Source organism: Chimaeribacter arupi (assembly GCF_002858805.1).
GTDB classification, from domain to species: Bacteria; Pseudomonadota; Gammaproteobacteria; order Enterobacterales; family Enterobacteriaceae; genus Chimaeribacter; species Chimaeribacter arupi.
Genome location: NZ_PJZI01000005.1, coordinates 97,421 through 122,026, shown reverse-complemented (window position 1 = coordinate 122,026; position 24,606 = coordinate 97,421). Strand labels below are relative to the sequence as shown.

Sequence of the window (24,606 nt, the reverse complement as noted above, 5' to 3'; positions counted from 1 at the left end):
CACATCATTGCAGCCCTTTATTGGGGTCACACTGCATATGATCCCAACCTTTATAGTTCTTGACCTCGGGAACCTGGGTGGGCAAATCCTGCCAGTTGGCCAGGAGAGAATCAGTTAATTGATCAATAACTTTGGGCGCAATATAGGAAAGCCCCCACTTAGGGCCAGACTCTCTGGGTAATAGAGTATCTTTGTTGCCATCTTGATCAATAAAGTCGATACCCGCTTCTCCAGGTTGGACACGTGGGTCATCAAAGGGTTTTGAACTCATATAAAGATTGCCCTGCCGCGTCAGTAAAAAACCCTGATCATTTACCACGGTAAATGACAGCATATTTTCTCTTTTTGGACGCAAGGTTCTTTCAGGCTCTACGGTGTGATAGCTCGTGGCAAATGATGCTGTTTGCCAGGTTTGTCCATAATCTTTTGATACTAGAAAAGCATCCGTATCCCAGCCTGGTATAGCAATATACCGCTCTGAGGGGTGGATATATTTATCCGCAAAGGCACGGTAAAACTGGCTCGCGACCTCAGCGCGAATACCCCGAACCGGATCCACATAATAGAGCGCGCCTTCGCAATACCATCCTTTCAACTCAAGGTAACGGTGATCATCGAAACGATAGATAACCTGCGTCGGTGGCTGCTGCGGGCGGGTACAACCTGACATGGCAAATAAGCTGGTCAGCATCACCAGGGCCATTCCTTTTACCTTCATGTTACTTTCCTTTTCGGGTAGGCCGGTACGCGGTCATAATCTTCCACCGGCGGCATAGGCCACTGAAGGTTCGCTACTTCGGTATTGTAAATTTCCGGGTAACGGGCCGGAATAACGCGAGTGGCATTCATAAACTGATTGACTACCCCAAACTCACCGGTGGGTAAGACTAAATCGGGTTTATTCATATACAACTTAGTTTTTAATTCTGGTAATTCCCCTGTCCGGTAATAAATATACGCGGCGCCATCCTCTGACCACTCCCGCCAGTCGGCACGTCTTAGTAACATCTTCCAAAAATCGCCATGATCCACATCGAAAGATTTGCAGGGGCCAATCGCCAGGTCATAGGCCATCGCCAGTTCCGGGACTTTTGGTGACATCACGATAGAGGAGTGCTGGCTGAACATGATGTCATCCGATTTACTGTACAGCTCGTGAAGTTCCGCCTCGGTCAGGCGGCGGCGAACAACAATGTTTTTGTTGGCGCCGTTCACACTGACCACCTTGCCGCTGACAATATCTCTCTCGCGCCAGTATTTCAGGATATCAATTTCCCTTTTCGTCAGCAGATGGCCGGGCTGTAACTCTTTAAAAGGCGTATAGGGCGGGCAGGGAAAAGTCTCTTCTTTCGTGTGTTCCGCATTGCCCGCCGCCCCCGCCCTGGCGTTATACGCTACCAGCTCGTCATTGCCGTCTACCGGTGCTCTGTAAGCCTTGTCTTTATCTGCATTCTCATCGAGCGGATTAAGCTGCCCCATCAGGGTAAAAATAAACGGCTCCGGCAACGCTTCCCCATTCGGGATCACATCGCTGAACTCCCAGCGGGCATTTGTCAGTGATGAGTATTCAAAGTCGCCCTTACCGGTGGCGGGCTTTCTGAAGGGTTTGCCGTCCGGCGGCAAACCAACGCTGCTGTTCTGGTGAAAGACCCGCTGCTTCAGGTTGGGGATGTTTTTCGCCATCTTCTGCGGCACCCCACGCCAGCCGATGCCCTGCACCGGCAGCAAAGACACCGTGCCGTCGTCCGGGCAGAAGTAGTTGTAAACCTTGCCGAAGTTATTGCGCTGATGTAACGGGTTGCTGTACCAGCTGTTATTAAACTCCCGGCGCGGGAGCGCCATAGTCTCCAGGAGTTTCTGCTGGTCTTCTTCACTCAGCAGGCCGTCGCCCCCTTCGGTAAACCGGGCGTTGGTGGCCATTAAGCGGCAAAAATTCTCAAAGGTCTGTTGCCGGGCGACATCCGTCTGGTGGTGCCCCGTCTGGCTGTTCTCCAGCCAGCGATTTTCCAGCGAATAGGGGGAGTGGTTGAGGATTACGCAGTCAGCCGGTTCAAGCCCTTCCGCCTTTACCAGCATGTTTGCCAGCATGGTGATAAGGGTTCCCTGGCTGTGCGCCACAATATTAATGGTGTCCTTTTCCGTGGGCTTATTCTGCCTGATCGTTTTAATCAGGTTCGCCAGCCGTTGCGCCGCATAAAATTGGTAAATCCGGTGGGGGTTTTTATAGACCGGATGGGTAAAATCCCCGCCGTTAAACAGTTCGGCGCGGCTGAGGAACCCGACAACGCCTAACGAGAGGCCGCCCGCGCCCGGCCCCAGCATATCGGGGATCGCGGTGGTGGCATTGGCAAAGGTGCCGCCACCCCATACGCCGCTGGGATCCAGCGTGTTATGAAAGCAATCCATCGGGTATTTCGCGCCGAATTTGCGCAGTACCGCCTTGTCATTCTCACGGTAGGCATCATAGGGCAGGGGCGTTTCCGGGCTGCGGCGGCTGCGGCCCATCGCTTCACGGTATTGACGTTGATCGTCGTCCCAGACCTCATAGTCAACCGGGCGATAGCCCCAGTAAAAGGGAATAATTGGCGAACGGGCGATGTCTGAACAGACCCTTTGCTTTTTCTGCGGGTCGGCGCACTCTTCCATCTCCCCTGACGCATTGCGCACCCGGAAGGTTTTCTCCTCCCATGTGTGCGGCCACAGATCGTCGCGCCCAAGCCGCTTTTTCAGCCCTTCGATAATGCCGCGTTCCTGATTCTGGTACGCTTCCCCCACGTCATTCACGCCATGCACCAGAATCACGATACCGGGCATGGGGCGCTGAACCGGGCAATCGGTGGTATAGCTTTTTTTACCTGCACTCACCGGCACGCCGATACAGCGGCTTGCCAGATAATGCGGGGTATGAACGCCGTTGCTTTGGGGATCCCGCTGTTCGGGGGGGTCATCAAAAGGGTTGACGTCTTGTGCTTTCGGTTGATCACTCATGCGGTTCCCTCCGGGGAGTCAGTGTCGTGCAACATTTCCAGTGACCAGGTATCCAGTTCGGTACTGTTCAGTAACGGGGACTCGCCGTTGTCATCTGTGATCCCGTCCAGCACCTCGCCATTCCGGTATAACCGAAAGCGTTGTTGCCTGAGGATATGCTCTGGATCATTGGGCGCGTGGAGCCGGAACTGGCGGACAAGTTCCCCGTTTTTAAAGGAGGGGGTTAGCCCCTCAAGGCTGGCTTTTGGCAGGTAAGCGACGTCAGGCGTTTTAAAACGGATACCGCTGGGCGCAATCACCTCAATTTCGCCGTGCTTCACGGCGGTTTATGAGCGTCACGCCCGGCCAGTATCAGCGGGCCATGGGGTGAACTCCCTGTTGTGCGTCAAGATATTAATCATGTCGTTTTCTGTTGGCTTATCAGCCAATCGTTTTCAGCAGGTTCGCTAACCATTGGGCATCGTGGGGCGCGTTTGCAAAGATGCTGTCGCCCCAGCCAAACGCGTCTCTCGTATCTTAAGAAAGGTGCTGTATTTACAGAAATACGACCTTAAGAATCTCCTTTTGCTTCATTAATCGTAATAATATAAGTTTTGTCAAATTCTCCTGCTGTTGAAAACATCCCCCCCCCTATACCACCACGTATGCGTACTTTAGCTACACCTATTTTTGTTGGTACCCCACTAATCTGTATACAATTGTTGAACTTATCTTCATCACAATACTGTACATGGAGACCTATATTATCTGGGTGAATACTCCCTACAATTACCTGTTTACCATAAATGTCATTAGAAAAAACCCTTCCGCCAAATATGTCTATTTTTCCATAATAGGGAATACCGACCGTAGCATTATTAAGCCTGTTACCTTCCGGAATGAAATCAGCCTGCACAGTACACGCAGACAATAAAGGCAAGCTTAAAAGTAATAATGTTTTTTTCATTTGCACTGTAATGGTTTAAAAACCACCCCTCCAAAGAACCTATTTATAAAGAACCGCAAATCTTTTTCTGGCTTTATCGAATTTGCAGATTCACCCCATGAAAATAAATTTAAACTAACATATCCATTAGAATCTTGCGTGACTGGGCCTTCCCATACAATCCAGTGTGTCGGAATCGTTAGAGTCGAGCCACCGCGTTTTAATAGCCCGTCATTGATTAATGTCACTACTGTATAGCCTTTTTGTACAAACTCATTTAATTCTCTAATCCCTTGCGTTCCCGCCTGGGTAATACCGACATTACTGAATATTTTTTCATAACCTGATTTCTCAAACCATTTCGTCAATGTTTGCCACAGGGTGACGCCGGCAACCGGAGAATCGAGGGTATCAAAGCTAAACACCACATTTTCTGAATCCCTTAGCCCTGCCAGCGTTATCCAGTCAATACCAGCTATCTTTGGCATGCAGTTATCGGAATAGAATGTGCCAGCTGGGTGTCGACAGCCTTCACTTGGTGAGATGAGCAGATCAGCGATTTTAGTTTTCCCATATCGCCAAAGTTCACGAGCCGCCTGTGCATACACATCGGGACGATCCTTTTGTAGGCAGTAAAAAAATGCAGCAGGTCCGCATACGCTGGCGGATAGTTGATCAGGAAAATCAAATTGATTAAACCTTTCATCTATTTGACGTTCGATTATGTTTTTTTCAAAAGGATCCCTCGGGTCGCCAATAGGGTACTCTTTTGCAATAAATGGCCGTTCCGGAATGGTGATTTTAATTTTTTTCGTTTCACCGCCTTGACTCTCAGGTTTCATGGTGCCTGTTGACTCAAAATAACAGGGATTTTCACGCTTAACCGGCGACCAGGCTTTGCCTGAGGAAAATTCTTTCAATGTGTACATTTTAGTGAATGGCACAGGAGTAACAGAGTGCGTATGTAACATGGTTTTCCGGTAAAGTTTCATCTCCATAATATAAATAGTTGAAAGTGGTTCACTTATATTTCCAGTCAAGTGGCGTTGTGTTTCATAGTTACCTAAAAATGGCTGTTGTTTAACATCTACTAAGGAAAATTTATTTCTGCTGGAATCCATGCGGTAAATACACAGATCATATAACAGGGAACCTGCTGGGACATTTGAGTGAATACGTGTACTAAGGCAGTAAACAGGCATAATTAGTCCATTAATATATGCAAGTTAATATTTTCAGCAGATTCAGCAAAATGCCATTTTGTTACCCCTTGTTCATCAGTAATGCCCGCTTCAGATCGCCCATCAGGGAATATCAGGGTGTAGCGGCAATCAGCCATTAACTGGCCATCATCACCGGAGCACTGAAAACGAATACAGTTCCGGGCGGTGGCGTCTTGTGCCTGCTGTGCCGGTATGGATGATTGGCTGGTATTGCGGGAGGTCAGGGCGCCAGTTCCTGTACTGGTAAACTGTGTGGTTGAACCGTAAACATAGTGATCAGGACAACGACACAGCACTCTGTCACCCGTGGCGACATATGCTTTACCTTCTTCTGACCAGTCCTGCGCGGAAGCGAGGATGTCAAAGTACCCGTTACACTTGCTGCATGATGCCTTGTCGCCTGTTCGGGCTATAGCCTTATTTCCTTCAAAACAGGTTGCGGTGGCAGAAATAATTTTCCCGTAACTTGTTTTATCGCCAAGACAGGCCAGTGCTCTTGCCATCATCAATTCCTTATTAAATAAAAGGTTATCATTGGAGGCATAATACAGTAATAACCCTTACTTTTTAGAGGCTTTATTGCATAAAAATGCTGCATGATTAACAAAAAAACCGCTTTCAGATTTTTTATATAAGGAAGGAATGAAATGCGTCAGTCATGCATTGTTGTAGGTGATAAAACAACTTGCGGAGCCGTCGACCTGAGCAGGTATCAGGGCGAGGCATTCGAAGCGGGTTCCAGCACATGGCTGGAACCCTTTTTATTGAAAGGTGCTTTTCAGGGGATCAGAACGAATAGTTCGCTGTCACAGAAACGCTGCGCGGCGCGCCATACACGGCGTACGGGGCCAGGTAGTCGTAATAGGTCTTGTCAAACAGGTTGTTGACGTTGGCCTGCACAGAGAACTGGCGCGTGACCTGGTAACGGCCAAACAGGCTCACCAGCGCATAGCTGCCCTGATCGGCGCGTTGGGTGCCCAGCGGGCCGGCCGCCTCTTCCCAGGTGTGGTTCTGCCAGTTCACCCCGCCGCCCACTGTCAGGTCCGGCAGCATCGGCAGCTGGTAACGGGTAAAGAGTTTCAGTGAGGTGCGCGGCAGGAACGAGTTAATGTCGTTATTGTCGCTGTCTTCAGCAACATAGCGGGTGCCGCCGAACGTCATCTGCCAGCGGTCTGTCAGCGCGCCGTTCACTTCAAACTCTACGCCCTTGCTGACCGTGCCGTCCACCGCGCGGTAGGCGGTTTCGGTGGTGCCGGGGATGTAGGTGTCTTCGCTTTGCGCCACGTTGTCCTGCTCGATGCGGAACACAGCAAAGGAGGCGGTGAGGCGGCCGTTATACCAGTCAGCCTTCAACCCGGCTTCGTAGTTTTTGCCTGTCACCGGATCCAGGTAGCTGCCGCCGCTGTCACGCACGGTCTGCGGCTGGAAGATCGAGGTGTAGCTGGCATAGGCGGACCAGGTGTCGTTGATGTCATACACCAGCCCGGCATACGGCGTGACGTCACTCTTGTCGCTGGTGGCGGTCGAGCCTTCGGCACGCCAGCCGGTGTAACGTGCGCCCACGATCAGCGACAGCGGATCGGTCAGCGACAGGCGGGTCGCTGCGTACAAGGATTTCTGCCGGATGGTATCGTTCGAATAATCAACCCAGTCACTCCACACCGGGTCGGCCACCGAGCCATTCCACTGGTTGTAGTTGCCGATATCCGCTTCGCTGAGCATCGACTGTGAGTTGTAGTAGTGGTTGTTCTGGCGGCTGTAGCTGCCGCCGACCATCAGCTCATGGGTACGGTTAAACAGCTCAAACGGCCCAGTGGCGTAGGTGTCCACGGAGTCCACTTTACGCTTGCCTTTGTTCCAGCCGCCGTAGGCGTTCACGCCGCTGCCGGTGGTTTTGTCCGGGAACCCGGAGGCGTACATCAGCTTGGAATCAAAATCACTTTCCGCATGGGTGCCGTTCACGCGCGCCTGCCAGCCGTTACTGAAACGGTGGGTCAGGTCAGCAAAGACTTTTTTCGACTCGTGGTTGGAGTAGCTCCAGTCCGGTGCCGGGTTGGTTTCACGGTCATAATGGGTGCGGCTGCCGTCGCTGTACCAGGTCGGCAGGCCGCCCCAGGTTGGGTCATCGGTTTTGCTTTCCTGGTAGTCATAGCCCAGAGACAGGGTAGTAGACTCGGTAAGGTCGGCATCTATAGTGCCGTACAGGAATTTTTTCCGGGTATGGTAGCGGTCCAGCCAGGTGTCATTGTCCTGATAGCCGGCGATCACCCGCCCGCGCACATTGCCGGACTCCGTCAGCGGCGCGGAGAGGTCAGTGACCAGGCGCTGTTTGTCCCAGCTGCCGTAGCTGCCGGAGACCGATCCCTTGAATTCACGGCTGTCAGCATGTTTGCGCACCATATTGATGGCGGCCGACGGGTTGCCGGTACCGGTCATCAGGCCGGTCGCGCCGCGCACCACTTCAATACGCTGGTAGATGGCGGTGTCTGAACCGGCGTCGCCAAAGTTCCACAGGTTACTGATGGTGGTCGGGATGTCATCAAACAGGTAGTTGTTGATCAGGAAACCGCGCGAATAGTAATCAGAGCGGTCGGAGTCAATATTGCTGGCGGTGATGCCGGTGGTGTTGGTCATCACCTCACCGATGGTTTGCAAATCCTGGTCCTGCATCCGTTGCTGGCTGATGATGCTGACCGACTGCGGGATATCACGCGGTACCATCGACATTTTGGTCCCGGCGCTGGTGATCGGCACGCTGTAATCCTGTTGGCTGCTGCCGGTGCTGCTCCCGCTCTCATCCTGTGCGGTGACCACCAGGGTGTCATCTGCTGCGTGCGCAAACGTAAACGATGCAGAGATCAACAGGGAGATAACGGAAAGCGGAAAGCATTTGCTGCCCCGCCGGGCGTGAACCGGATTACCTGCACGCGTCACCGCTGGATGTGCCACCATTCTTCTTATTCCTCAATAAATTATTGTTTTACTTACGTTGCTGGAGTAATTCCCTGTGAAAGTTCCGCCGTCACGCAGACATGGCCGGCCCCCAGCCACCTGCGATAAAGCGAATGCGAATAATACGCATTGGTTTTTGAGGTGTAAATGAATATTACATCGGTAAAGTGCACGTTTTTATGCGGTATGAAAGTGGTAAAGCGACAACAGAGGGCAGGGTAGGCAAAAGCGCTCCCTGCGTTGCTTAAAAATCGTCTCCTGCGTTGACAAAAACACACGGAGCTTTCAAAGAAACCCTGCTTTTTCCTTTCAAATAAAAAGATATTTTTCCCGTTTACACTCCCGGAAAGTACCCCCTCACCCGCAATAAACTCACCAATATCTTTCACATTGAAAGTTTTATCTTTCTTTTTGTGATCCAATTATCTTTTTAACTAAATGTTATCGGCTATTTTTCTATCACAGTGAATGCCAGAACGTTCTCTGTCTCTACCCCCGTGAAGGAGAATAAAAATGATAGAAAGCATTACCCAGGGCGCCGAGTGGTTTATCGGCCTGTTCCAGAAGGGAGGCGATGTGTTTGTCGGCATGGTCACCGGCATCCTGCCGCTGCTGATAAGCCTGCTGGTTATCATGAATGCGCTGATTGTGTTTGTCGGCCAGCGCAGGATTGAGACGCTGGCGCAGCGCTGTGCCGGAAACCCGGTATCACGGTATCTGTTCCTGCCGGTCATCGGCACCTTTGTGTTCTGTAACCCGATGACGCTCAGCCTCGGCAAATTCATGCCGGAGAAATACAAACCAAGTTATTACGCGGCGGCCTCTTATAGCTGCCATTCGATGAACGGCCTGTTTCCCCACATCAACCCCGGTGAGCTGTTTGTTTACCTCGGCATCGCCAACGGCCTGACCGCACTGCATCTGCCGCTTGGGCCGCTGGCCGTGAGCTACCTGCTGGTAGGCATGGTGATGAACTTCTTCCGCGGCTGGGTCACTGACCTCACCACCACACTGTTTGAACGCAAGATGCGCATCCAGCTGGATCGTCAGGTGCGCCTGTAATTCCCGTTAATTCCCGGAGGTGGTATGGCTAAGGTTATTGAGATTCATAAAGGTGAGAGCGGTTGGGGCGGCCCCCTTTGCCTGACCGTGACACCCGGCAAAAAGATTGTGTATGTCACCGCCGGTACCCGCCCGGCGATTGTTGACCGCCTGCGTGCGCTGACCGGTTGGGAGGCGGTAGACGGCTTTAAAGAGGGGGAACCCGCGGCAGAGGAGATCGGGGTGGCGGTGATTGACTGCGGCGGCACCTTGCGCTGCGGCCTTTACCCGAAGCGCCGCATTCCCACCGTGAACATCCATGCGACCGGCAAATCCGGGCCACTGGCGCAGTTTATTACTGAAGACATCTATGTCTCCGGCGTGAAACCGAACGATATCCGCGAAAGCGCGGCGCAAGAGGGCGCAGCGGCCCCGGTGCAACCGGCTGCCGCTGCGGCTTCCGACAGCGGCACGCATAATCCTGACCGCGGCACGCATAACCCCGACCGCGGCACGCATAACCCCGACCGCGGCACGCATAACCCCGACCGCGGCACGCATAAAGAGTATGACACCACGAAAAAGATCACCGAACAGAGCGACGGCCTGCTGGCGAAAGTCGGCATGGGCATGGGTTCGGTGGTGGCAGTATTTTTCCAGGCGGGCCGGGAAACCATTGATACGGTGCTCAAAACCATCCTGCCGTTTATGGCGTTCGTCTCCGCGCTGATCGGCATCATCATGGCGTCCGGCCTCGGGGATTTCATTGCCCACGGGCTGACCCCGCTGGCCAACAGCCCGGTCGGGCTGGTGACACTGGCGCTGATCTGCTCTTTCCCGCTGCTTTCGCCGTTCCTTGGCCCCGGCGCAGTGATCGCCCAGGTGATTGGGGTGCTGGTCGGCGTGCAAATCGCCCAGGGCACCATCCCACCCCATCTGGCGCTGCCCGCTCTGTTTGCGATTAACGCCCAGGCGTCGTGCGATTTCATCCCGGTCGGCCTGTCGCTGGCAGATGCCAAACAGGACACCGTGCGCGTTGGCGTGCCGTCGGTGCTGGTCGGCCGCTTCCTGACCGGCGCGCCGGCGGTATTGCTGGCGTGGGCCGTCTCCGGCTTCATTTACCAATAACAAGGAAACATGATGACAACCCTTTATGAATCAACCTTCATTGCCGTCGGTGCCTGCGCAGAGGCGTCATTGGAAGAGGCGTTCCTGATCACCTTTGGCGAGGGCGCACCGCAGGAGGTGGCCGAGTACTGCTTTATTCACCGCCCGGTGATTAACACCGGTGAGATTGGCGTCGGGGCACAGCTTTCCATTGGCGAGCAGAGCTGGCCGGTGACGGCCATCGGTGACGTGGCCGCAGAGAATCTGCGCGAGCTGGGGCATATCACCCTGCGCTTTGATGGCGCCGCGCAGGCAGAATTTCCGGGGATGATCCACGTGGCGGGGCAAGTGCCCGCGACGGTCATACCCGGCCAGACATTCCGTGTAGTCAGTGACTAGGAGAGCAGTGATGGAACAGGTTGCAGTGGTTATCGGGGGTGGTCAGACACTGGGCGCCTTTTTAAGCGAAGGGCTGGCGGAAGCCGGGTATAAGGTTGCCGTGGCCGATCTGAATGTCGCCAATGCGCGTGAGGTAGCAGACCGGATTAATGGCCGTTACGGCGAGGGCCGCGCGGCAGGCTTCAGGGTAGACGCGACCGATGAGCAGAGCGTGATGGCGCTGGCTGAGGCAGTGGACAGGCACTTTGGGCAGGTTAACGCGCTGGTTTACAGCGCCGGCATCGCCAGAGCCGCGCCGATCACGCAATTCGCGCTCAATGATTTTGACCTCTCGTTGCAGGTCAATCTGGTGGGGTATTTCCTCTGCGCGCGTGAATTCTCGAAGCTGATGATCCGGGACGGCGTGGCCGGGCGCATCATCCAGATTAACTCCAAATCCGGCAAGGTCGGCAGCAAGCACAACGCCGGTTACAGCGCGGCCAAATTCGGCGGCGTGGGGCTGACGCAGTCACTGGCGCTCGACCTGGCGGACTACGGCATTACCGTGCACTCCCTGATGCTGGGGAACCTGCTGAAGTCGCCGATGTTCCAGTCGCTGATCCCGCAATATGCCGACAAACTCGGCCTGCAACCGGATCAGGTGGAACAATATTATGTGGACAAGGTGCCGCTCAAACGCGGGTGTGATTACCAGGATGTGCTCAATGTCCTGCTGTTCTACACCAGCGATAAAGCCTCCTACTGTACCGGGCAGTCCATCAATATCACCGGCGGGCAGGTAATGTTCTGATCGTCCGCCCCGGCCGTGCAGGCGGCCGGGGCCAACGTGGAGGTAACGGATGGCTTCAGTCAATCTTTTAATTTCACTGGCGGTGGTCGCCTGGCTGGGGCAGGTTTTTCTCGGCTGGGTGCAGCTCCGGCGTTTTAACCGCGCGTTTGACCAATTGGCTGCCCAGGGCAGGGTAGGCATCGGCCGGGCCGGCGGGCGCTTTTCACCCAGGGTGCTGGTGGCGATCAGCCTGGATGAAGATGATAGGGTCAACGGCAGTTTCGCCATGAAAGGGCTGACAGTATTTTCAGCCCCCCAACCCTTGCCTGAACTGGCAGGAATGGCGTTAGCGCAGATCGACCCGCCGGCGCTTTTTCCGCAGAATCAGGCAATGTGCAATGCGCTGGCGTTAGCTATTTCAAATAAGAGATGATACCTTTCATTTTGAAAGACTATTCCTTTTGCGTCACGTTTTCAGCCGTTCGGGATGATAAAGGAACACACTGAAAAGATGAAAGGACTTCCTTATGAAACCAAAACAGCGCCAGGCTCAAATCCTGGAATACCTTCAGCAAAAAGGCCGCGTCACCGTGGAGGCGTTAACCGCCCATTTCAACACCACCGGCACCACCATCCGTAAGGATCTGTCGTTTCTGGAGCAGGAAGGGGCGGTGATCCGCACCTACGGCGGGGTGATGCTGAACCGTGATGAAGGTGACCAGCCGATTGACCGCAAGACGCTGATTAACACTGATAAGAAAAAACAGATTGCCGCCCTGGCCGCCGGGCTGATTAACGAAGGGGATTCGCTGATTTTTGACGCGGGCAGCACCGTATTGCAGATGGTGCCGCACCTGGCGCGCTTCAATAACATTACGGTGATGACCAACAGCCTGAGCATCGTTAACGAGCTGGTCGAGCTGGAAAACGATCAGGTGATTTTAATGCCGGGCGGCACCTACCGCAAAACCTCCGCCTCTTTCCACGGCAGCCTGGCGGAAACGGCGTTCAGCCATTTCAGTTTCGATAAGCTGTTTATCGGGGCCGATGGCGTGGATCTCGCCGCGGGCGTCACCACCTTTAATGAAGTGTTCGCCGTTAGCCAGGCTATGTGCCGTGCCGCGCAGAAAATTGTGCTGTTGGTGGACTCCTCCAAATTCGGGCGCAAAAGCCCTAACGTGGTCTGCCAACTGGCCTCGGTGGATGTGCTGATCACAGACAGCGACATCGCCCCGGCACTGGTGACGCAGTTACAGGAGAAGGGCATCGAGGTGCTGATCGCCGGGAGCAAATAACCGCCGGCCTTTAGCGCGGCTTCTGGGGTGTTTTCCGCATGGCCGGGGGCGAAAAAGTGAACCTCGGCACATGGCTTCTGAGTTTCTTCATGACATGAAACTCGGTGAACAGCCAGGTCAGTAAAATCGCCAGCAACGCAAAGCCGCCGCCGAGGGCAGTGGCGATCAGCCGCTCCACGGCCACATTCTCCTGGGCCACCCCAAACAGTGACAGCATACAAATCACCATCAGCGTCACGAAAAAGGTGAACACAAAATAGGATTTGGTGATCAGGGTATAGGAATAGGTAAACGCCAGATAACCTGAGACGATAAACCCCAGCGCCAGCAGACGGGGCGAGTCGAGATGCGCGAGCAGAAAGGGCGCGGCCAGGCTGGCGGAGAGTGTCCCGGCAATTCTGGCCGGTACGCGCAGCAACGATTCCCGGAAATGGCTGCGCAAACAGAGCAGCATTGTCATACCTGCCCAGTAGCCGTTTTTCACCTGATAGGTTTCTACCAGTACCAGTGCCAGGCACATGGTCAGCATGGCGAAAATCACCGATCCTTGCAGATGGATTTTCTGCCGGTATTTATGCGTGGCCTGCCGGAGAAACACGCGCCACGACAGGCGGGTGAAATCCTGGAACTGGAAGCGTATCTGGCTGAACAGCAACGAGACACAGAGAACCTGCAACAGCGCGCCCGCACCGACCAGAGCCGCCCGCAATGCCGCATGGCCCACCGACCCGGCAAAGTAACCGGAGATCAGGTAGGCAATCGCGCATTGCAGCAGTGACCACCAAAGGCCGCCGCCGATCCCGGCCAGCATTGCGTAGGCACCGGCATAAAGCACGGCCCCGGCGATATAGAGCGGCAGCACGTCGCCGGCCAGACAACCTAAAAATGATGAGACGCTCACCCCGGCAGCGGTAGTCAGCAGCAGCATAAACGACGAGCCTTCCCAGGTTTTATTGGCCCCGAACGCCAGTGTCAACGCACCGCTGGCCATAATGCTGGCTCCCTGCATCAGGTTCATGCCGTAGCCTGCCATAAAAATCAGCACAATCGCCGGCAGGCAGCACAGCCCCAAATGGATATCGTGTTTTATTCCCGGAGAAAGGTTCTTCACCTGACATCATCTCCCTATACCTGTAAACTTCCTTTGCAGTGTCGGCGGATGGACACGCTTCTCCTGCAAAAACGAATACTTAGCATAGCTGACCCATCAGACATCGGGGCGGAAAACATATCTTGAAAACCATTAACCTGCTTGAATGCAGCCGGGGGAGAAAGGCCAAAGCATGCAGGCAGCAGCTTATTTAACATAATGCACGTTAAGCGCACTTAAAAGGCCGGGATAGTCAGGCATCCTTATCCGTCTTAGGTATCGACCAGGAACCGCTAATCAATGACTGGGTCAGTGCAGTGTTTCCTTCCGTTGTCCCCGCCCCGATATAACTCCCCAGCTGTACGAGTGCGGCGTCAAAAAAGAAAATCAGCAAAAAATTTGGATCAAGATAAACCGTAATGTTGGTCGTCAGTTGCACCATCGTCCCTATCGCCGTAGACGCAATAATGCCGAAATCGCCATAAATGTTTTCATCAATAAATTGCACGGCACTGTCACTGCTGAATACCCACGGCCAATTATTGGAGAAGGTTATCGTAATATCGTTAACCTCTTTTTCGGCCAGGATTTTGGCGATGGCGTAGAACGTGGTGCCGTTAGTGCCATCGTTAAGCAGTTGTTTGGCATTGGCTAGTATCGCAGGTGGCAAAGAGTCTATCTCTTGCTGTAAGCGCAGAAATAACGTGTCACTGCCGGCGGCGGAAACGTCTTTCATATGACACCTCATGTTATCAGGAGTAAGCGCGCTGCTCAGAGAGTGCCTTACGTCGTTTCCCCGCGCTCCCCGGCAGTTTTCCTTAATAATAGGCTTAACCGTTAAAACTGCCCCTTCTTCTCCCGGACTCCGCTGTGTTGAGGAAACCGTCCTGCGTGTCGCACTGAATGTCTCTGCGGTCTGCCCGGCGGCCCTGCCAAATACCCTTTCCAGTATTACTTAGCTGAATGCCTTGGTTCACCCCGCCCCGGCAACCTGGCCTGAATCAGGGCAAGCGCTGTGTCCGCGACGTCATCAAACCCGGCATTCTGGGCCACCACCTGAACACCTTCCAGAATGAGGGTAATCTCTTTCGCCAGTGCTTCCGGTTCGGCGGCCCCTGCCTGGGCACAGAGTGTGGCCAACCGCTGATATTGCCTCTGCTTGTGCGCCACGATCAGCGCCCTGACCTCAGGGAAATGCCCACCCGCCTCCGCCAGGGTATTGGTGAACGGACAACCGCGATGTAATGTCTCGCTCAAATTATCGGTAATGAACTGCGCAAAGCCTGTGATTTGCGCAGCCGGATTATCCGGGTATTTCTCCGCCAGACGCGCCCAGATCTGGCTGTAATCCTCAATCAGTAACTCTATCCACGCCAGTACCAGCGCCTCTTTCGACGCAAAATGCCGGTAGAGTGTCATTTTGGTTGATTCCGCTTTTTCAGCGATGGCATCCACCGTGACACGCAATATTCCCTCCTGATAGAACAGCGCTTCCGCCGCCTCCAGCAGGCGATCCCGGGGTGGTAAACGTGGCTGGCTGCTTCTGGTCATGATTTTCCTCATTGCAATGATACTGGATAGTATCATACGATACTAATCGGTATCGCATGATACCAACCAGTATACACTCTGATGGAGTGTCATTGTTTCTCTTTTATTATCGGGATCATCATGAAGCTTTCAGAATATACGTCATACGATGCAGTTGGCCTGGCCGGGCTTATTGCCAAGGGAGAGGTCAGCGCCGCTGAGGTGAAGCAGGCAGCACTGGCGGCGATCGATGCCGTTAACGGTGAGATCAACGCCGTCATTGAAAGCTGGGACGATGAACAGCATCACGCCGGAGGCGACCTGGCGGGCATCCCGATGCTGGTGAAGGATTTGGGCATCGCCGTTAAGGGCCGCCGGAACGAGCTGGGCAGCCGGCTGGCGGCGGGTTATGTGTCGCCGCACGATACCCATCTCACGGCAAAAATGCGGGCTGCGGGCATGGTGTTGCTTGGGCGAACCACGACACCTGAGCTGGCGGCGAGCACCACCACGGAACCGCGTTTTAATGGCGGGACGCGTAACCCGTGGAACCAGGATTTCAGCGCCGGAGGCTCAAGCGGCGGCTCGGCGGCGGCCGTGGCATCAGGCATGGTACCGGCTGCCCATGCCACTGACGGCGGCGGTTCGATCCGTGTGCCCGCTTCAGCCAACGGCCTTTTTGGGCTGAAACCGAGCCGCGGGCGTATCAGCATGGGGCCGGACGTGGATGAAGTCTGGTCTGGTCTGGCGGTACACGGTTTTGTGAGCCGCACCGTCCGGGACAGCGCTGCGCTGCTGGATGCCGTACAGGGCAATGTGGCCGGCGACCCCTTCACCATCGCCCCCCTGCCCCAACGCCTGATCGCCTGCGTTGCTGAAGAGCCTGCCCCGCTTAACATCGCCGTCATGGCGCACCCGCTGAATCAACGTCAGAGTTCGCCTGAAGTAACAAAGGTGTTAGGGGAAACCGTTGAGCGGCTTATCGGGCTGGGTCATCGGGTTGAGGAGGTAACCCTTGATATCGGCATAAGCTGGGAGGCGTTCGTCGAGATGAATACCCGCTTCTGGGCCGCGAATACCGCCACCTGGATCGATGTGCTGGCGGCAGTGATGCAACGGCCGGTGAACGCAGAGACACTGGAACCTTCTAATTTGGCGCTCTGGGCGCTCGGCCACCAGCTCACTGCCGCCGACCTCCTGGGCGCAATGCATATGCGCAACACCGTCACGCAAAAGATGGGCCGCTTTTTCCAGCAATACGACATGCTGTTGACCCCGACCCTACCTGCGCTTCCCACGGTATCAGGGCACTATAACCTTGAGCAGGAGAAAATGGACGGCCGCGGCTGGATGCATCATGTGTTTACCCAGTCGCCTTTTACCGCTTTAGCGAACGTATGCGGCACCCCGGCCATGTCCGTCCCGCTGGGGAGTGATCCGGCCCACAACCTGCCAATCGGGATGCAATTTTTCGCCGGGTTTAACGGCGAGCACAGGCTGCTCAGACTGGCGGGCCAGCTGGAGCGCGCATTCCCATGGCACACCCGCCGTCCCGCTGTCTGGGCAGGCCACCCGCAGCGTTGACGGCCTATACCCTGCCCGGCAAAAACGTCCTATCGCCTGGCAGGGAGACCTGATTTTTGTTTTTCTGCCCTGCCTTTAACGATACGCAGTAGTCGGCCATAGGCCCAGATTTAAAAATATTGTCTGTTGTAACTAAAAACAGCCATCTGGCGGCCCATCACAGGCGCGGCGTATAGGCGGTTTTTTTATTGTCTTCACGCCGCCTTTTTTATTGCTGATATCGCCTGCCCGGGCGTTGGGCAAACCACCGCGCAGGCCGCTAACCAGCCCACTCATCGGCCCCGGCCCTGCCAAATACCATTTCCAGTATTACTTAGCTGAATTCCTTGGTTCACCCTGCCCGGCATCAGGCTGGATGATGAAGCAGCCATCAGAGTTCATAATAAAAAAGGAATTCACCATGCTCACATCTTTCCGGCTTCATGCTGTTCAGCGCACGCTGGCATTAAGCACCGCATTCGCCCTGTTATCCGGGATGGGCGCCAGTTATGCCGCGGATACACCGGTCAAAGGCGGTACGCTGATTTACCTTGAACAACAGGCGCATACCACCCTCTACCCGCCGGCCGGGGGCTTTTACCCGAACGGCGGCATTCTTAACCAAATCACTGACAAACTGACCTGGCAGAACCCGGAGACGCTGGCGATTGAGCCATGGATTGCCGAAAGCTGGGCCACCAACGCCGACAAAACCGAATACACCTTTACGCTGCGCCCCGGCGTGACCTTCTCAGACGGGACGCCGCTGGATGCCAACGCTGTCGCCAAAAACTTTGATACCTACGGGCTGGGCAACAAACAGAACCGCCTGCCGGTGTCAGAAGTGATCAATAACTACGACCACAGCGAAGTGGTGAACCCGCTGACAGTGAAATTCTTCTTCAAAAAACCGTCGCCGGGCTTCCTCCAGGGCACCGCCACTATCGGCTCCGGCCTGGTCTCCCTGAGCACGCTGGCGCGTAATTTTGATGCGCTGGGCAGTGCGCGCCACATCATCGGCTCCGGGCCGTTTGTGGTCAGTGACGAAAAACTGGGGCGGGAGGTCAATCTGGTCGCCCGTAAGGATTATCGCTGGGGGCCGAAAAATTCGCCGCAACAGGGGCCGGCCAACCTGGACGGCATCCACATCATCGTGACGCCGGAAGACAGCGTGCGCATCGGCGCGCTGCTGGCCGGGCAGGCGGACGTCATCCGCCAGGTGCAGGCCTATGACGAAAAACAGGCCACCGAACAACACTTCCCGGTGTATGCCGCGCCAACTCGGGGCGTGAATGACAGCATCAGCCTGCGCCCGGACGACGCCCGGGTGGCTGACCTGAAAGTCCGGCAGGCGTTGCTGCACGCCACCGATGCGAAACAGGTGGTCGATACCCTCTTCTCCGCCAACTACCCGCAGGCCACCTCCGTGATTGCCCGCTCCGCCGCCGGTTACGTTAACCTCGCGGACAAACTCACCTATGACCCGGCGCTGTCAAAACGGCTGCTGGATGAGGCGGGCTGGCTGCCGGGCAGTGACGGCATCCGCCAGAAGGCGGGACAACGGCTGGCGCTGACGGTGTATGAATCCCTGCCGCAACCCCAGAACAAAGAGGTGCTGCAACTGGTGGCCCAGCAGTGGAAGCAGATCGGTGTCAGTTTGACGGTGCGGGCCGGTGATGCCGGCAGCAAAACCCTGGACAGCCTCGACCCGGCAAAAACGCCGCTGACGGTATCGGAAGTCGGCCGCGCCGATCCGGATGTGATTAAAAGCATGTTCTACCCGGCCAACCGTGATGCCCTGTTACAGAAAGGCGGTTCCAGCGACAAGGTGAAAAACTTCCGCGATGACCGGCTCAATGCGCTGCTGGAAGGTATTTCGGCCGAAGTGGATCCGCAGAAACGGCTCCAGCTGGCGGGGGACGCACAGCGTTACCTGCTGGATAACGCCTATGTGATCCCGATCTTTGAGGAGCCGCAGGTGTTTGCCGGGGCGCCCTGGCTGAAAGGGCTGACGTTTGAAGCGGTCGGGCGGCCGAGTTTCTATGCGGCCTGGCTCGAAAAACATTAATCCCCCATTACGCGCGAGGTAAGGCGATGAGCCGCTATCTGATGCTGCGCGCCGGACAGGCCCTGCTGGTACTGTGGGCGGCGTTTACCGTCTCCTTTGTGCTGTTGCAGGTGCTGCCCGGCGACGCCATCCTGATTAAATTCCAGAACCCTGACCTTGGCCTCAGCCCGGCGCAGATTGCACAGATGCGGCTGGCCTATGGCGCAGACAGCCCGCTGTGGCAGCAATATTTGCATACGATGTGGGCGATGCTGCACGGGGATTCAGGCTATTCGGTGCAGGCCGGGGTGCCGGTCAGTGAGCTGATTGCCGATAACTTCCCCGATACCCTGCGCCTGGCCCTGCCCGGCTTTGCGCTGGCGGTGCTGCTGGCCGCACTGCTGGCGTTTGTCTCTAACCTGGTGGGCGGGCGCTGGCTGAAAAACACGTTGCAGGCGCTGCCCTCGCTGTTTATCTCGGTGCCCACTTTCTGGCTCGGCATCGCGCTGATTCAGATCTTCTCGTTTCAGCTGCGCTGGATCCCAATCATCAACCCCGGCCAGTGGGAAGGGCTGATTCTGCCCATCATCACGCTGGCGCTGCCGATCTCCGCACCGCTGGCGCAAATCCTGATCCGGTCGATTGACGACGTACAGACCCAGCCGTTTGTCGCCGTTGCCCGCGCCAAAGGGGCGCGCTACAGCGGGGTGCTCTGGCGGCATGTGGCCCTGAATGCGCTGCTGCCGGCGCTGACGGTGGCGGGCCTGCTGCTGGGGGAACTGATCGCCGGGGCGCTGATCACGGAAACCGTGTTCGGCCTGAGCGGCCTCGGCCAGTTAACCCAACAGGCGGTAAACAATCAGGACGTCGCGGTATTACAGGCGATTGTGATGATCTCGGCCGTGGGGTTTGTCGCGATTAACCTGATCGTTGACCTGCTCACCCCGCTTATTGATCCGCGTCTGCACGTTTACCCAGGAGCCGCCTTATGAGCCTCGTCGACTACTCTGTCTCCGCCGCCGGGAGTGAATCCGCCGACGGTGAACGTGCCGCCACGCCGGTACGCCGCCCGCGCCGCAGGCTGCAACCCGGCGCGCTGCTGGCCTGGCTGGTGATGCTGACCGTGATCCTGGCGGCCCTTGCCCCGGCGTTGTTTACCGGCTACAGCGGCACCGAGGGCGTTGCCGGGGCGCAGCGGCTCGCCCCGCAGGCCGGGCACTGGCTCGGCACGGACCAGCTGGGGCGCGATCTCTATGCGCGCATCGTCTACGGCGCCGCGCACTCACTCGCCGGGGCGCTGGCGGCAGTGGCACTCGGGCTGGTGGCCGGCACCCTGGTGGGCGTAGTCGCCGGGGCGGTGGGCGGCAAAACCGAGGGCGTGCTGATGCGGATGATCGATGTGCTGCTGTCGATCCCCGGTTTGCTGCTCTCGCTGAGCGTGATTATTTTACTGGGCTTCGGCACGGTCAATGCGGCCATGGCGGTGGGTATCACCTCCATTGCCAACTTTGCCCGGCTGGCGCGGGCAGAAGTGGTGCGCATACGCCACAGCGACTATGTGGAGGCGGCCTATGGCAGCGGCGGCACCTTCTGGCGCGTGCTGTGGCGGCATATTCTGCCCAATTCCCTGACGTCGGTGATCGCCTTCTCGGCGTTGCAGTTCGGCAGTGCGATCCTCGCGCTCTCTACCCTGAGCTTTCTGGGCTACGGCACCCCTCCGCCCACGCCTGAATGGGGGCTGCTGATTGCCGAAGGGCGTAACTACATCTCAACCGCCTGGTGGCTGACCACCTTCCCCGGGCTGGTGGTGGTGGCCGTGGTGCTGGCCGCCAACCGCATCAGCCGCCAATTCTCCGGAGGCCGCCGATGAGCGCTCACCCTGTTCCTTTACTGGCGTTAGAGAATCTGACGCTGAGCTACCGCAACGGCCACCACCGGCAGCGGGTGGTCAATAATGTCTCCTTTACGCTGGAAGCCGGGGAAATGCTGGCGCTGGTGGGGGAGTCCGGCTCCGGTAAAACCACCACCGCGCAGGCGATCATCGGCCTGCTGGCTGAAAACGGCGAGCGCGACGCCGGGCGCATCCTGTTTAACGGCGTGGAGATCAGCCGCTGGTCGCAGCGGCGGCTCGACAGCCTGCGCGGCGCCCGTATCAGCCTGATCCCTCAAGACCCCGGCAGCTCGCTTAACCCGATTAAAACCATTGGCAGCCAGGTGGCCGAAGTGCTGACGCTGCACCAGCGGCTAAGCCGGAAAGCGCGGGATGCGCGGGTGATCGCCCTGCTGGCCCGCGTGGGCTTAAGCCATCCTGAACAACGCGCGCAGCAGTATCCGCACCAGTTATCCGGCGGCATGAAACAGCGGGTACTCATCGCCATGGCGATTGCCCTGCAACCGGCGCTGATCATCGCCGATGAGCCGACCAGCGCACTGGATGTCACCGTCCAGAAACGCATCCTCGACCTGATTGACGACCTGCGCCGCGAGTCCGGTACCGCCGTACTGTTTGTAACGCACGATCTGGCGCTGGCGGCCCAGCGCGCCGACCGGTTACTGGTGTTCCGCCACGGCGAGGTGCAGGAGCACGGCCCGACCGCCAGGGTGATTGCCGCCCCCAGCAGCAGTTACACCCGCCAGTTGTTTGCGGAGCTCTCCGCGCTCGCCCCGCCGGTGGCGGCGCGCCCTGCTCCCCTCGCCGCCCCGGCGCTGGTGGCAGAAGGGATCAGCAAAGCCTTCTCACTCGGCCCGCGCGGTTCGCCACCTCTGCAGGCCCTGCGGGATGTCTCCTTCAGCGTGCCGCGCGGCACCACCCACGCCCTGGTGGGTGAGTCCGGTTCCGGTAAAAGTACGCTGGCGCGTATTCTGCTGGGTTTCCAGACGGCTGACAGCGGACGCGTAGTGCTGGACGGCATTGACACCACCGGCTTGTCCGGGGAGGCGCAGCGGCAGTTGAGGCAGAAGATCCAGCTGGTTTACCAGAATCCTTTCGCCTCACTCGATCCCTCGCAGAGCCTGTACCAGATTATTGAGGAACCGTTGCTGAACTTTGCGCCGCTGAGCAAAAGCGAACGCCGGGCGCGGGTGGAAGAGGTGGCCACGCGCGTGGCGCTGCCGCCTGAGGTGCTGGCCCGTAAGCCGCGGGCGTTATCCGGCGGCCAGCGCCAGCGGGTGGCGATTGCGCGGGCGCTGGTGTTGCGGCCCGCCATTCTGGTGCTGGATGAGGCCACCTCCGCCCTGGATGTCACCGTGCAGGCGCAAATCCTCAGCTTGCTTCAGCAACTCCAGCAGCAACTGGGGCTGACGTACCTGTTTATTTCACACGATCTCGCCACCGTGCGGCGCATCGCGCACTCCGTCACGGTATTGCGTGCCGGTCAGGTGGTGGATCAGGGGCCGGTGGCAGCGCTGTTCAGCCACCTCTCCAGCAGCTACACCCAGGAACTGATTGATGCCATTCCCGCATTGGGCATTCCCCCTAAGGAGTATGTATGAGCCATAAACGGTTAGGTTTTTTTACCCGCCTGCTGGATAAAACCTCGCCCCAGGCACGCTATCGGCTGGCGACTGAGCAGATCCAACGGGCGGAACGGGCGGGGTTTGATACCGCCTGGATTGCCCAGCACCATTTTCATGAACATGAGGGTGGCCTGCCCGCGCCACTGGTTTTCCTCGCCTCTGTAGCCGCCCAGACCAACCGCATCCGGCTTGGCACCGCCATTATTACCTTGCCGATGGAGAACCCGCTGAGGGTGGCGGAAGATGCCGCCGTGCTTGATCTACTGGCGGCCGGACGGCTGGAGATTGGCCTGGGTTCCGGCGGTACCCCTACCTCTTTCCTGCCGTTTGGCCTGACCAGCGACCAGCGGCGGGAAGCCTTTACCAACCACCTGAACACGCTGCTGCGTGCCTGGCGCGGCGAGACGCTCGGCCACCCGGATAACCGGCTCTACCCGCCTGCACCGCAACTGGCCTCGCGGGTCTGGATCGCTACCTTTTCAGCGGAAGGCGCCGCGCAGGCGGGCCGCGACGGGCACGGCCTGATGCTGTCGCGCACCCAGCCGCGCCCGGCCGGGCAACCCAGGCTGCCGCTGGACGCCATCCAGAACCCGATCATTGATGCCTATCTCGCCGCGCTGCCGCCCGGCACCGCACCGCGCATTCTGGCTTCCCGCACTGCCTTTGTGACCGAAAACACCCGCCATGCCCGCGCACTGGCCCAACCGGTGTTACAGGCGCAGGCGGCGCACCACCGGGCGCTGGGCCACGTGCTCCCCGGCGACACGCTGGATGATTACATCGCCGCCTTTGATGTGCACCTCGGCACGCCGGAGGCGGTGTGCGCCTCGTTGCTGCAAGACAGCAGCCTGCAACGGGTCACGGACATCTCTTTCCAGGTGCACTCGATTGACCCGCCCCATGCGGAGATTCTGCGTTCGATTGATTTACTTGCTGCTGACGTTGGCCCGGCCCTGGGCTGGTCGCCCTCTTCCCTGACTTCTGCCAAAGAGATAACCGCATGACACAACCTTATGACTTACTCAATGATCTGGCCGGTATCGCCCCTGACTCCGCCCTGGCGGCGGCGCGCCAACAGCGGGATGCCGCGACCCATGCAACCCAGGGCAGTTATCAGGCACTGTTTGGGGAAGGCTCCGCTGATTTCCCTCTGAATGAACGCCTGGTGATAGCCGCCCAGGTGGCAACCTGGCATCAGGCCCCGGCGCTGGCTGACCATTATGCGCAGCAGAGCAAAAGCCTTCCATCCGGCGAACGCCTCGGTACGGCGCTTGAACAGGCGGAGCGGCTTACCTTCCAGCCGGTTTCAGCCGCCCCGGCACATCTGGAGGCATTGCAACAGGCTGGCTGGACACCGGCAGGCATTGTGACGTTGTCACAACTGGTGGCGTTTGTCAGCTTTCAGAGCCGTCTGTTAGAGGGTTTACGCCTGCTGAACGGCCAGGGTGAATCACAAGGGCAAGTGGCGACGGCCGGCCAGTGGCACACCCAGCCGCTGACCCACAGCGGCAAAGCGGCCCCGGTCGCCTTTACCCAGCAGGCACTGGGCTGGACACCCTGGATCGCGGCCAAACCGCTGGCCCAGTTCAATGAAGATGAACAGGCAACGCTGGCGCGCTTCGGCCATACGGACTCCGACTACTTCCGCCTGCTCGCCCGCAACCAGCCGGTGCTGGAGCAGCGGACGCTGACCGACAAAGGGATTTTCTATACCACCGGCGGGCTGCCGCGTGCGGAGCGGGAACTGGCCGCCACCGTCGCCAGCAAGGTCAATGGCTGCATTTATTGTGCCTCAGTGCATGCGCGCAAGGCCGGGCAACTCTCGAAGCAGCCGGAGGCGGTTCAGCAACTTCTGGACGTGGCACCCGGCCAGAGCCTGAGCCGGGGCCAGTCGCCGCGCTGGCAGGCGGAGATAACTTTCGCCGCAGCCCTTTCTGCCACGCCGCCGGTGGCGGGCCGGCAACAGATCCAGGCGTTGCGCGACCAGGGTCTGGATACGCTGGAACTGCTCGATCTGGTGCAGGCCACCGCGTTCTTTGCGTGGGCCAACCGGCTGATGTTGACCCTGGGCGAACCCTTCCTGCCTGCCGCTGGAGAGTGATGGCCGTCCGTTAATCACCTCCTGATGTCATCCCCTGCCCTCAGCCGCTATTGAGGCCGG

24 protein-coding genes are annotated in these 24,606 nt (G+C 57.3%); 13 read left to right on the top strand and 11 right to left on the bottom strand.

Going from position 1 to position 24,606, the window contains the following annotated elements; all coding sequences use genetic code 11:
* Positions 1-4: 4 nt before the first annotated feature.
* The 8 genes from CYR52_RS04895 to CYR52_RS22330 all read right to left on the bottom strand — a co-directional run bounded on the left by CYR52_RS04895 (position 5) and on the right by CYR52_RS22330 (position 8,510).
* Positions 5-718 carry a T6SS immunity protein Tli3 family protein gene (locus tag CYR52_RS04895; protein WP_072927989.1) on the bottom strand — a complete coding sequence of 238 codons (714 nt, stop codon included), beginning with the start codon at positions 716-718 and terminating at the stop codon, positions 5-7.
* Complete coding sequence (locus CYR52_RS04890) at positions 715-2,988, bottom strand: T6SS effector phospholipase Tle3 domain-containing protein (protein ID WP_146001322.1); 2,274 nt, start codon at positions 2,986-2,988, stop codon at positions 715-717. Before CYR52_RS04890 ends, CYR52_RS04895 begins: the two co-directional genes overlap by 4 nt.
* Complete coding sequence (locus CYR52_RS04885) at positions 2,985-3,308, bottom strand: hypothetical protein (protein WP_101828073.1); 324 nt, start codon at positions 3,306-3,308, stop codon at positions 2,985-2,987. Before CYR52_RS04885 ends, CYR52_RS04890 begins: the two co-directional genes overlap by 4 nt.
* Before the next feature lie 230 nt (positions 3,309-3,538).
* Positions 3,539-3,934 (bottom strand): hypothetical protein, encoded by a 396-nt coding sequence (locus tag CYR52_RS04880; RefSeq protein ID WP_101828072.1) that lies wholly within the window; start codon positions 3,932-3,934, stop codon positions 3,539-3,541.
* Positions 3,931-5,115 (bottom strand): hypothetical protein, encoded by a 1,185-nt coding sequence (locus CYR52_RS04875; protein ID WP_101828071.1) that lies wholly within the window; start codon positions 5,113-5,115, stop codon positions 3,931-3,933. Before CYR52_RS04875 ends, CYR52_RS04880 begins: the two co-directional genes overlap by 4 nt.
* Positions 5,116-5,117: 2 nt before the next feature.
* The gene (locus CYR52_RS04870; RefSeq protein ID WP_101828070.1) at positions 5,118-5,639 is read right to left on the bottom strand and encodes a PAAR domain-containing protein; all 522 of its coding nucleotides are present in this window, start codon (positions 5,637-5,639) and stop codon (positions 5,118-5,120) included.
* A gap of 283 nt (positions 5,640-5,922) precedes the next feature.
* Positions 5,923-8,088: a ferric-rhodotorulic acid/ferric-coprogen receptor FhuE gene (gene fhuE, locus CYR52_RS04865; RefSeq protein WP_072927986.1), complete on the bottom strand. Its 2,166-nt coding sequence runs from the start codon at positions 8,086-8,088 to the stop codon at positions 5,923-5,925.
* 32 nt (positions 8,089-8,120) lie between these two features.
* Positions 8,121-8,510, bottom strand: a complete 390-nt coding sequence (locus tag CYR52_RS22330; RefSeq protein WP_146000863.1) for a hypothetical protein — start codon at positions 8,508-8,510, stop codon at positions 8,121-8,123.
* Positions 8,511-8,601: 91 nt separating this feature from the next.
* Between CYR52_RS22330 and srlA the strand changes: the two genes are divergently transcribed.
* The 6 genes from srlA (at position 8,602) to srlR (ending at position 12,699) form a co-directional block, all read left to right on the top strand.
* On the top strand, positions 8,602-9,150 hold the full coding sequence (gene srlA / locus CYR52_RS04860; protein ID WP_072927984.1) for a PTS glucitol/sorbitol transporter subunit IIC: 549 nt from the start codon (positions 8,602-8,604) through the stop codon (positions 9,148-9,150).
* A 24-nt stretch (positions 9,151-9,174) separates the two neighbouring features.
* Positions 9,175-10,257, top strand: coding sequence for a PTS glucitol/sorbitol transporter subunit IIB (gene srlE / locus CYR52_RS04855; RefSeq protein ID WP_101828069.1), 1,083 nt, complete (start codon positions 9,175-9,177; stop codon positions 10,255-10,257).
* 12 nt (positions 10,258-10,269) lie between these two features.
* Positions 10,270-10,635: a PTS glucitol/sorbitol transporter subunit IIA gene (locus CYR52_RS04850; RefSeq protein WP_072927981.1), complete on the top strand. Its 366-nt coding sequence runs from the start codon at positions 10,270-10,272 to the stop codon at positions 10,633-10,635.
* A gap of 10 nt (positions 10,636-10,645) precedes the next feature.
* Positions 10,646-11,425, top strand: coding sequence for a sorbitol-6-phosphate dehydrogenase (gene srlD, locus CYR52_RS04845; RefSeq protein ID WP_101828068.1), 780 nt, complete (start codon positions 10,646-10,648; stop codon positions 11,423-11,425).
* 49 nt (positions 11,426-11,474) lie between these two features.
* Positions 11,475-11,837 (top strand): transcriptional regulator GutM, encoded by a 363-nt coding sequence (gutM, locus tag CYR52_RS04840; RefSeq protein ID WP_072927978.1) that lies wholly within the window; start codon positions 11,475-11,477, stop codon positions 11,835-11,837.
* A 94-nt stretch (positions 11,838-11,931) separates the two neighbouring features.
* Positions 11,932-12,699 carry a glucitol operon DNA-binding transcriptional repressor SrlR gene (gene srlR, locus CYR52_RS04835; RefSeq protein ID WP_072927977.1) on the top strand — a complete coding sequence of 256 codons (768 nt, stop codon included), beginning with the start codon at positions 11,932-11,934 and terminating at the stop codon, positions 12,697-12,699.
* 10 nt (positions 12,700-12,709) lie between these two features.
* Here the strand turns inward: srlR and CYR52_RS04830 are convergent, their stop codons facing one another.
* From CYR52_RS04830 to CYR52_RS04820, 3 genes are all read right to left on the bottom strand, one after another.
* Positions 12,710-13,810 carry an FUSC family protein gene (locus CYR52_RS04830; RefSeq protein WP_146001321.1) on the bottom strand — a complete coding sequence of 367 codons (1,101 nt, stop codon included), beginning with the start codon at positions 13,808-13,810 and terminating at the stop codon, positions 12,710-12,712.
* A 232-nt stretch (positions 13,811-14,042) separates the two neighbouring features.
* Complete coding sequence (locus CYR52_RS04825) at positions 14,043-14,525, bottom strand: hypothetical protein (RefSeq protein WP_101828066.1); 483 nt, start codon at positions 14,523-14,525, stop codon at positions 14,043-14,045.
* 215 nt (positions 14,526-14,740) lie between these two features.
* Positions 14,741-15,340: a TetR/AcrR family transcriptional regulator gene (locus CYR52_RS04820; protein WP_101828065.1), complete on the bottom strand. Its 600-nt coding sequence runs from the start codon at positions 15,338-15,340 to the stop codon at positions 14,741-14,743.
* A gap of 120 nt (positions 15,341-15,460) precedes the next feature.
* Here CYR52_RS04820 and CYR52_RS04815 point away from each other — a divergent pair, with 120 nt between their 5' ends.
* The 7 genes from CYR52_RS04815 (at position 15,461) to CYR52_RS04785 (ending at position 24,546) form a co-directional block, all read left to right on the top strand.
* Positions 15,461-16,903, top strand: a complete 1,443-nt coding sequence (locus CYR52_RS04815; protein ID WP_101828096.1) for an amidase — start codon at positions 15,461-15,463, stop codon at positions 16,901-16,903.
* 400 nt (positions 16,904-17,303) lie between these two features.
* Positions 17,304-18,950 (top strand): TIGR04028 family ABC transporter substrate-binding protein, encoded by a 1,647-nt coding sequence (locus CYR52_RS04810; protein WP_072927969.1) that lies wholly within the window; start codon positions 17,304-17,306, stop codon positions 18,948-18,950.
* Between the two features lie 26 nt (positions 18,951-18,976).
* Positions 18,977-19,921, top strand: a complete 945-nt coding sequence (locus tag CYR52_RS04805; protein ID WP_101828064.1) for an ABC transporter permease — start codon at positions 18,977-18,979, stop codon at positions 19,919-19,921.
* Positions 19,918-20,799: an ABC transporter permease gene (locus CYR52_RS04800; protein WP_072927966.1), complete on the top strand. Its 882-nt coding sequence runs from the start codon at positions 19,918-19,920 to the stop codon at positions 20,797-20,799. The genes CYR52_RS04805 and CYR52_RS04800 overlap by 4 nt, the downstream gene beginning before the upstream one ends.
* Entirely contained in the window at positions 20,796-22,421 is a 1,626-nt protein-coding gene (locus CYR52_RS04795) for a dipeptide ABC transporter ATP-binding protein (protein WP_101828063.1), read from the top strand. Before CYR52_RS04800 ends, CYR52_RS04795 begins: the two co-directional genes overlap by 4 nt.
* Positions 22,418-23,449 (top strand): putative FMN-dependent luciferase-like monooxygenase, encoded by a 1,032-nt coding sequence (locus tag CYR52_RS04790; protein WP_101828062.1) that lies wholly within the window; start codon positions 22,418-22,420, stop codon positions 23,447-23,449. Before CYR52_RS04795 ends, CYR52_RS04790 begins: the two co-directional genes overlap by 4 nt.
* On the top strand, positions 23,446-24,546 hold the full coding sequence (locus CYR52_RS04785; RefSeq protein WP_101828061.1) for an alkylhydroperoxidase domain protein: 1,101 nt from the start codon (positions 23,446-23,448) through the stop codon (positions 24,544-24,546). The genes CYR52_RS04790 and CYR52_RS04785 overlap by 4 nt, the downstream gene beginning before the upstream one ends.
* Positions 24,547-24,606: the final 60 nt, after the last annotated feature.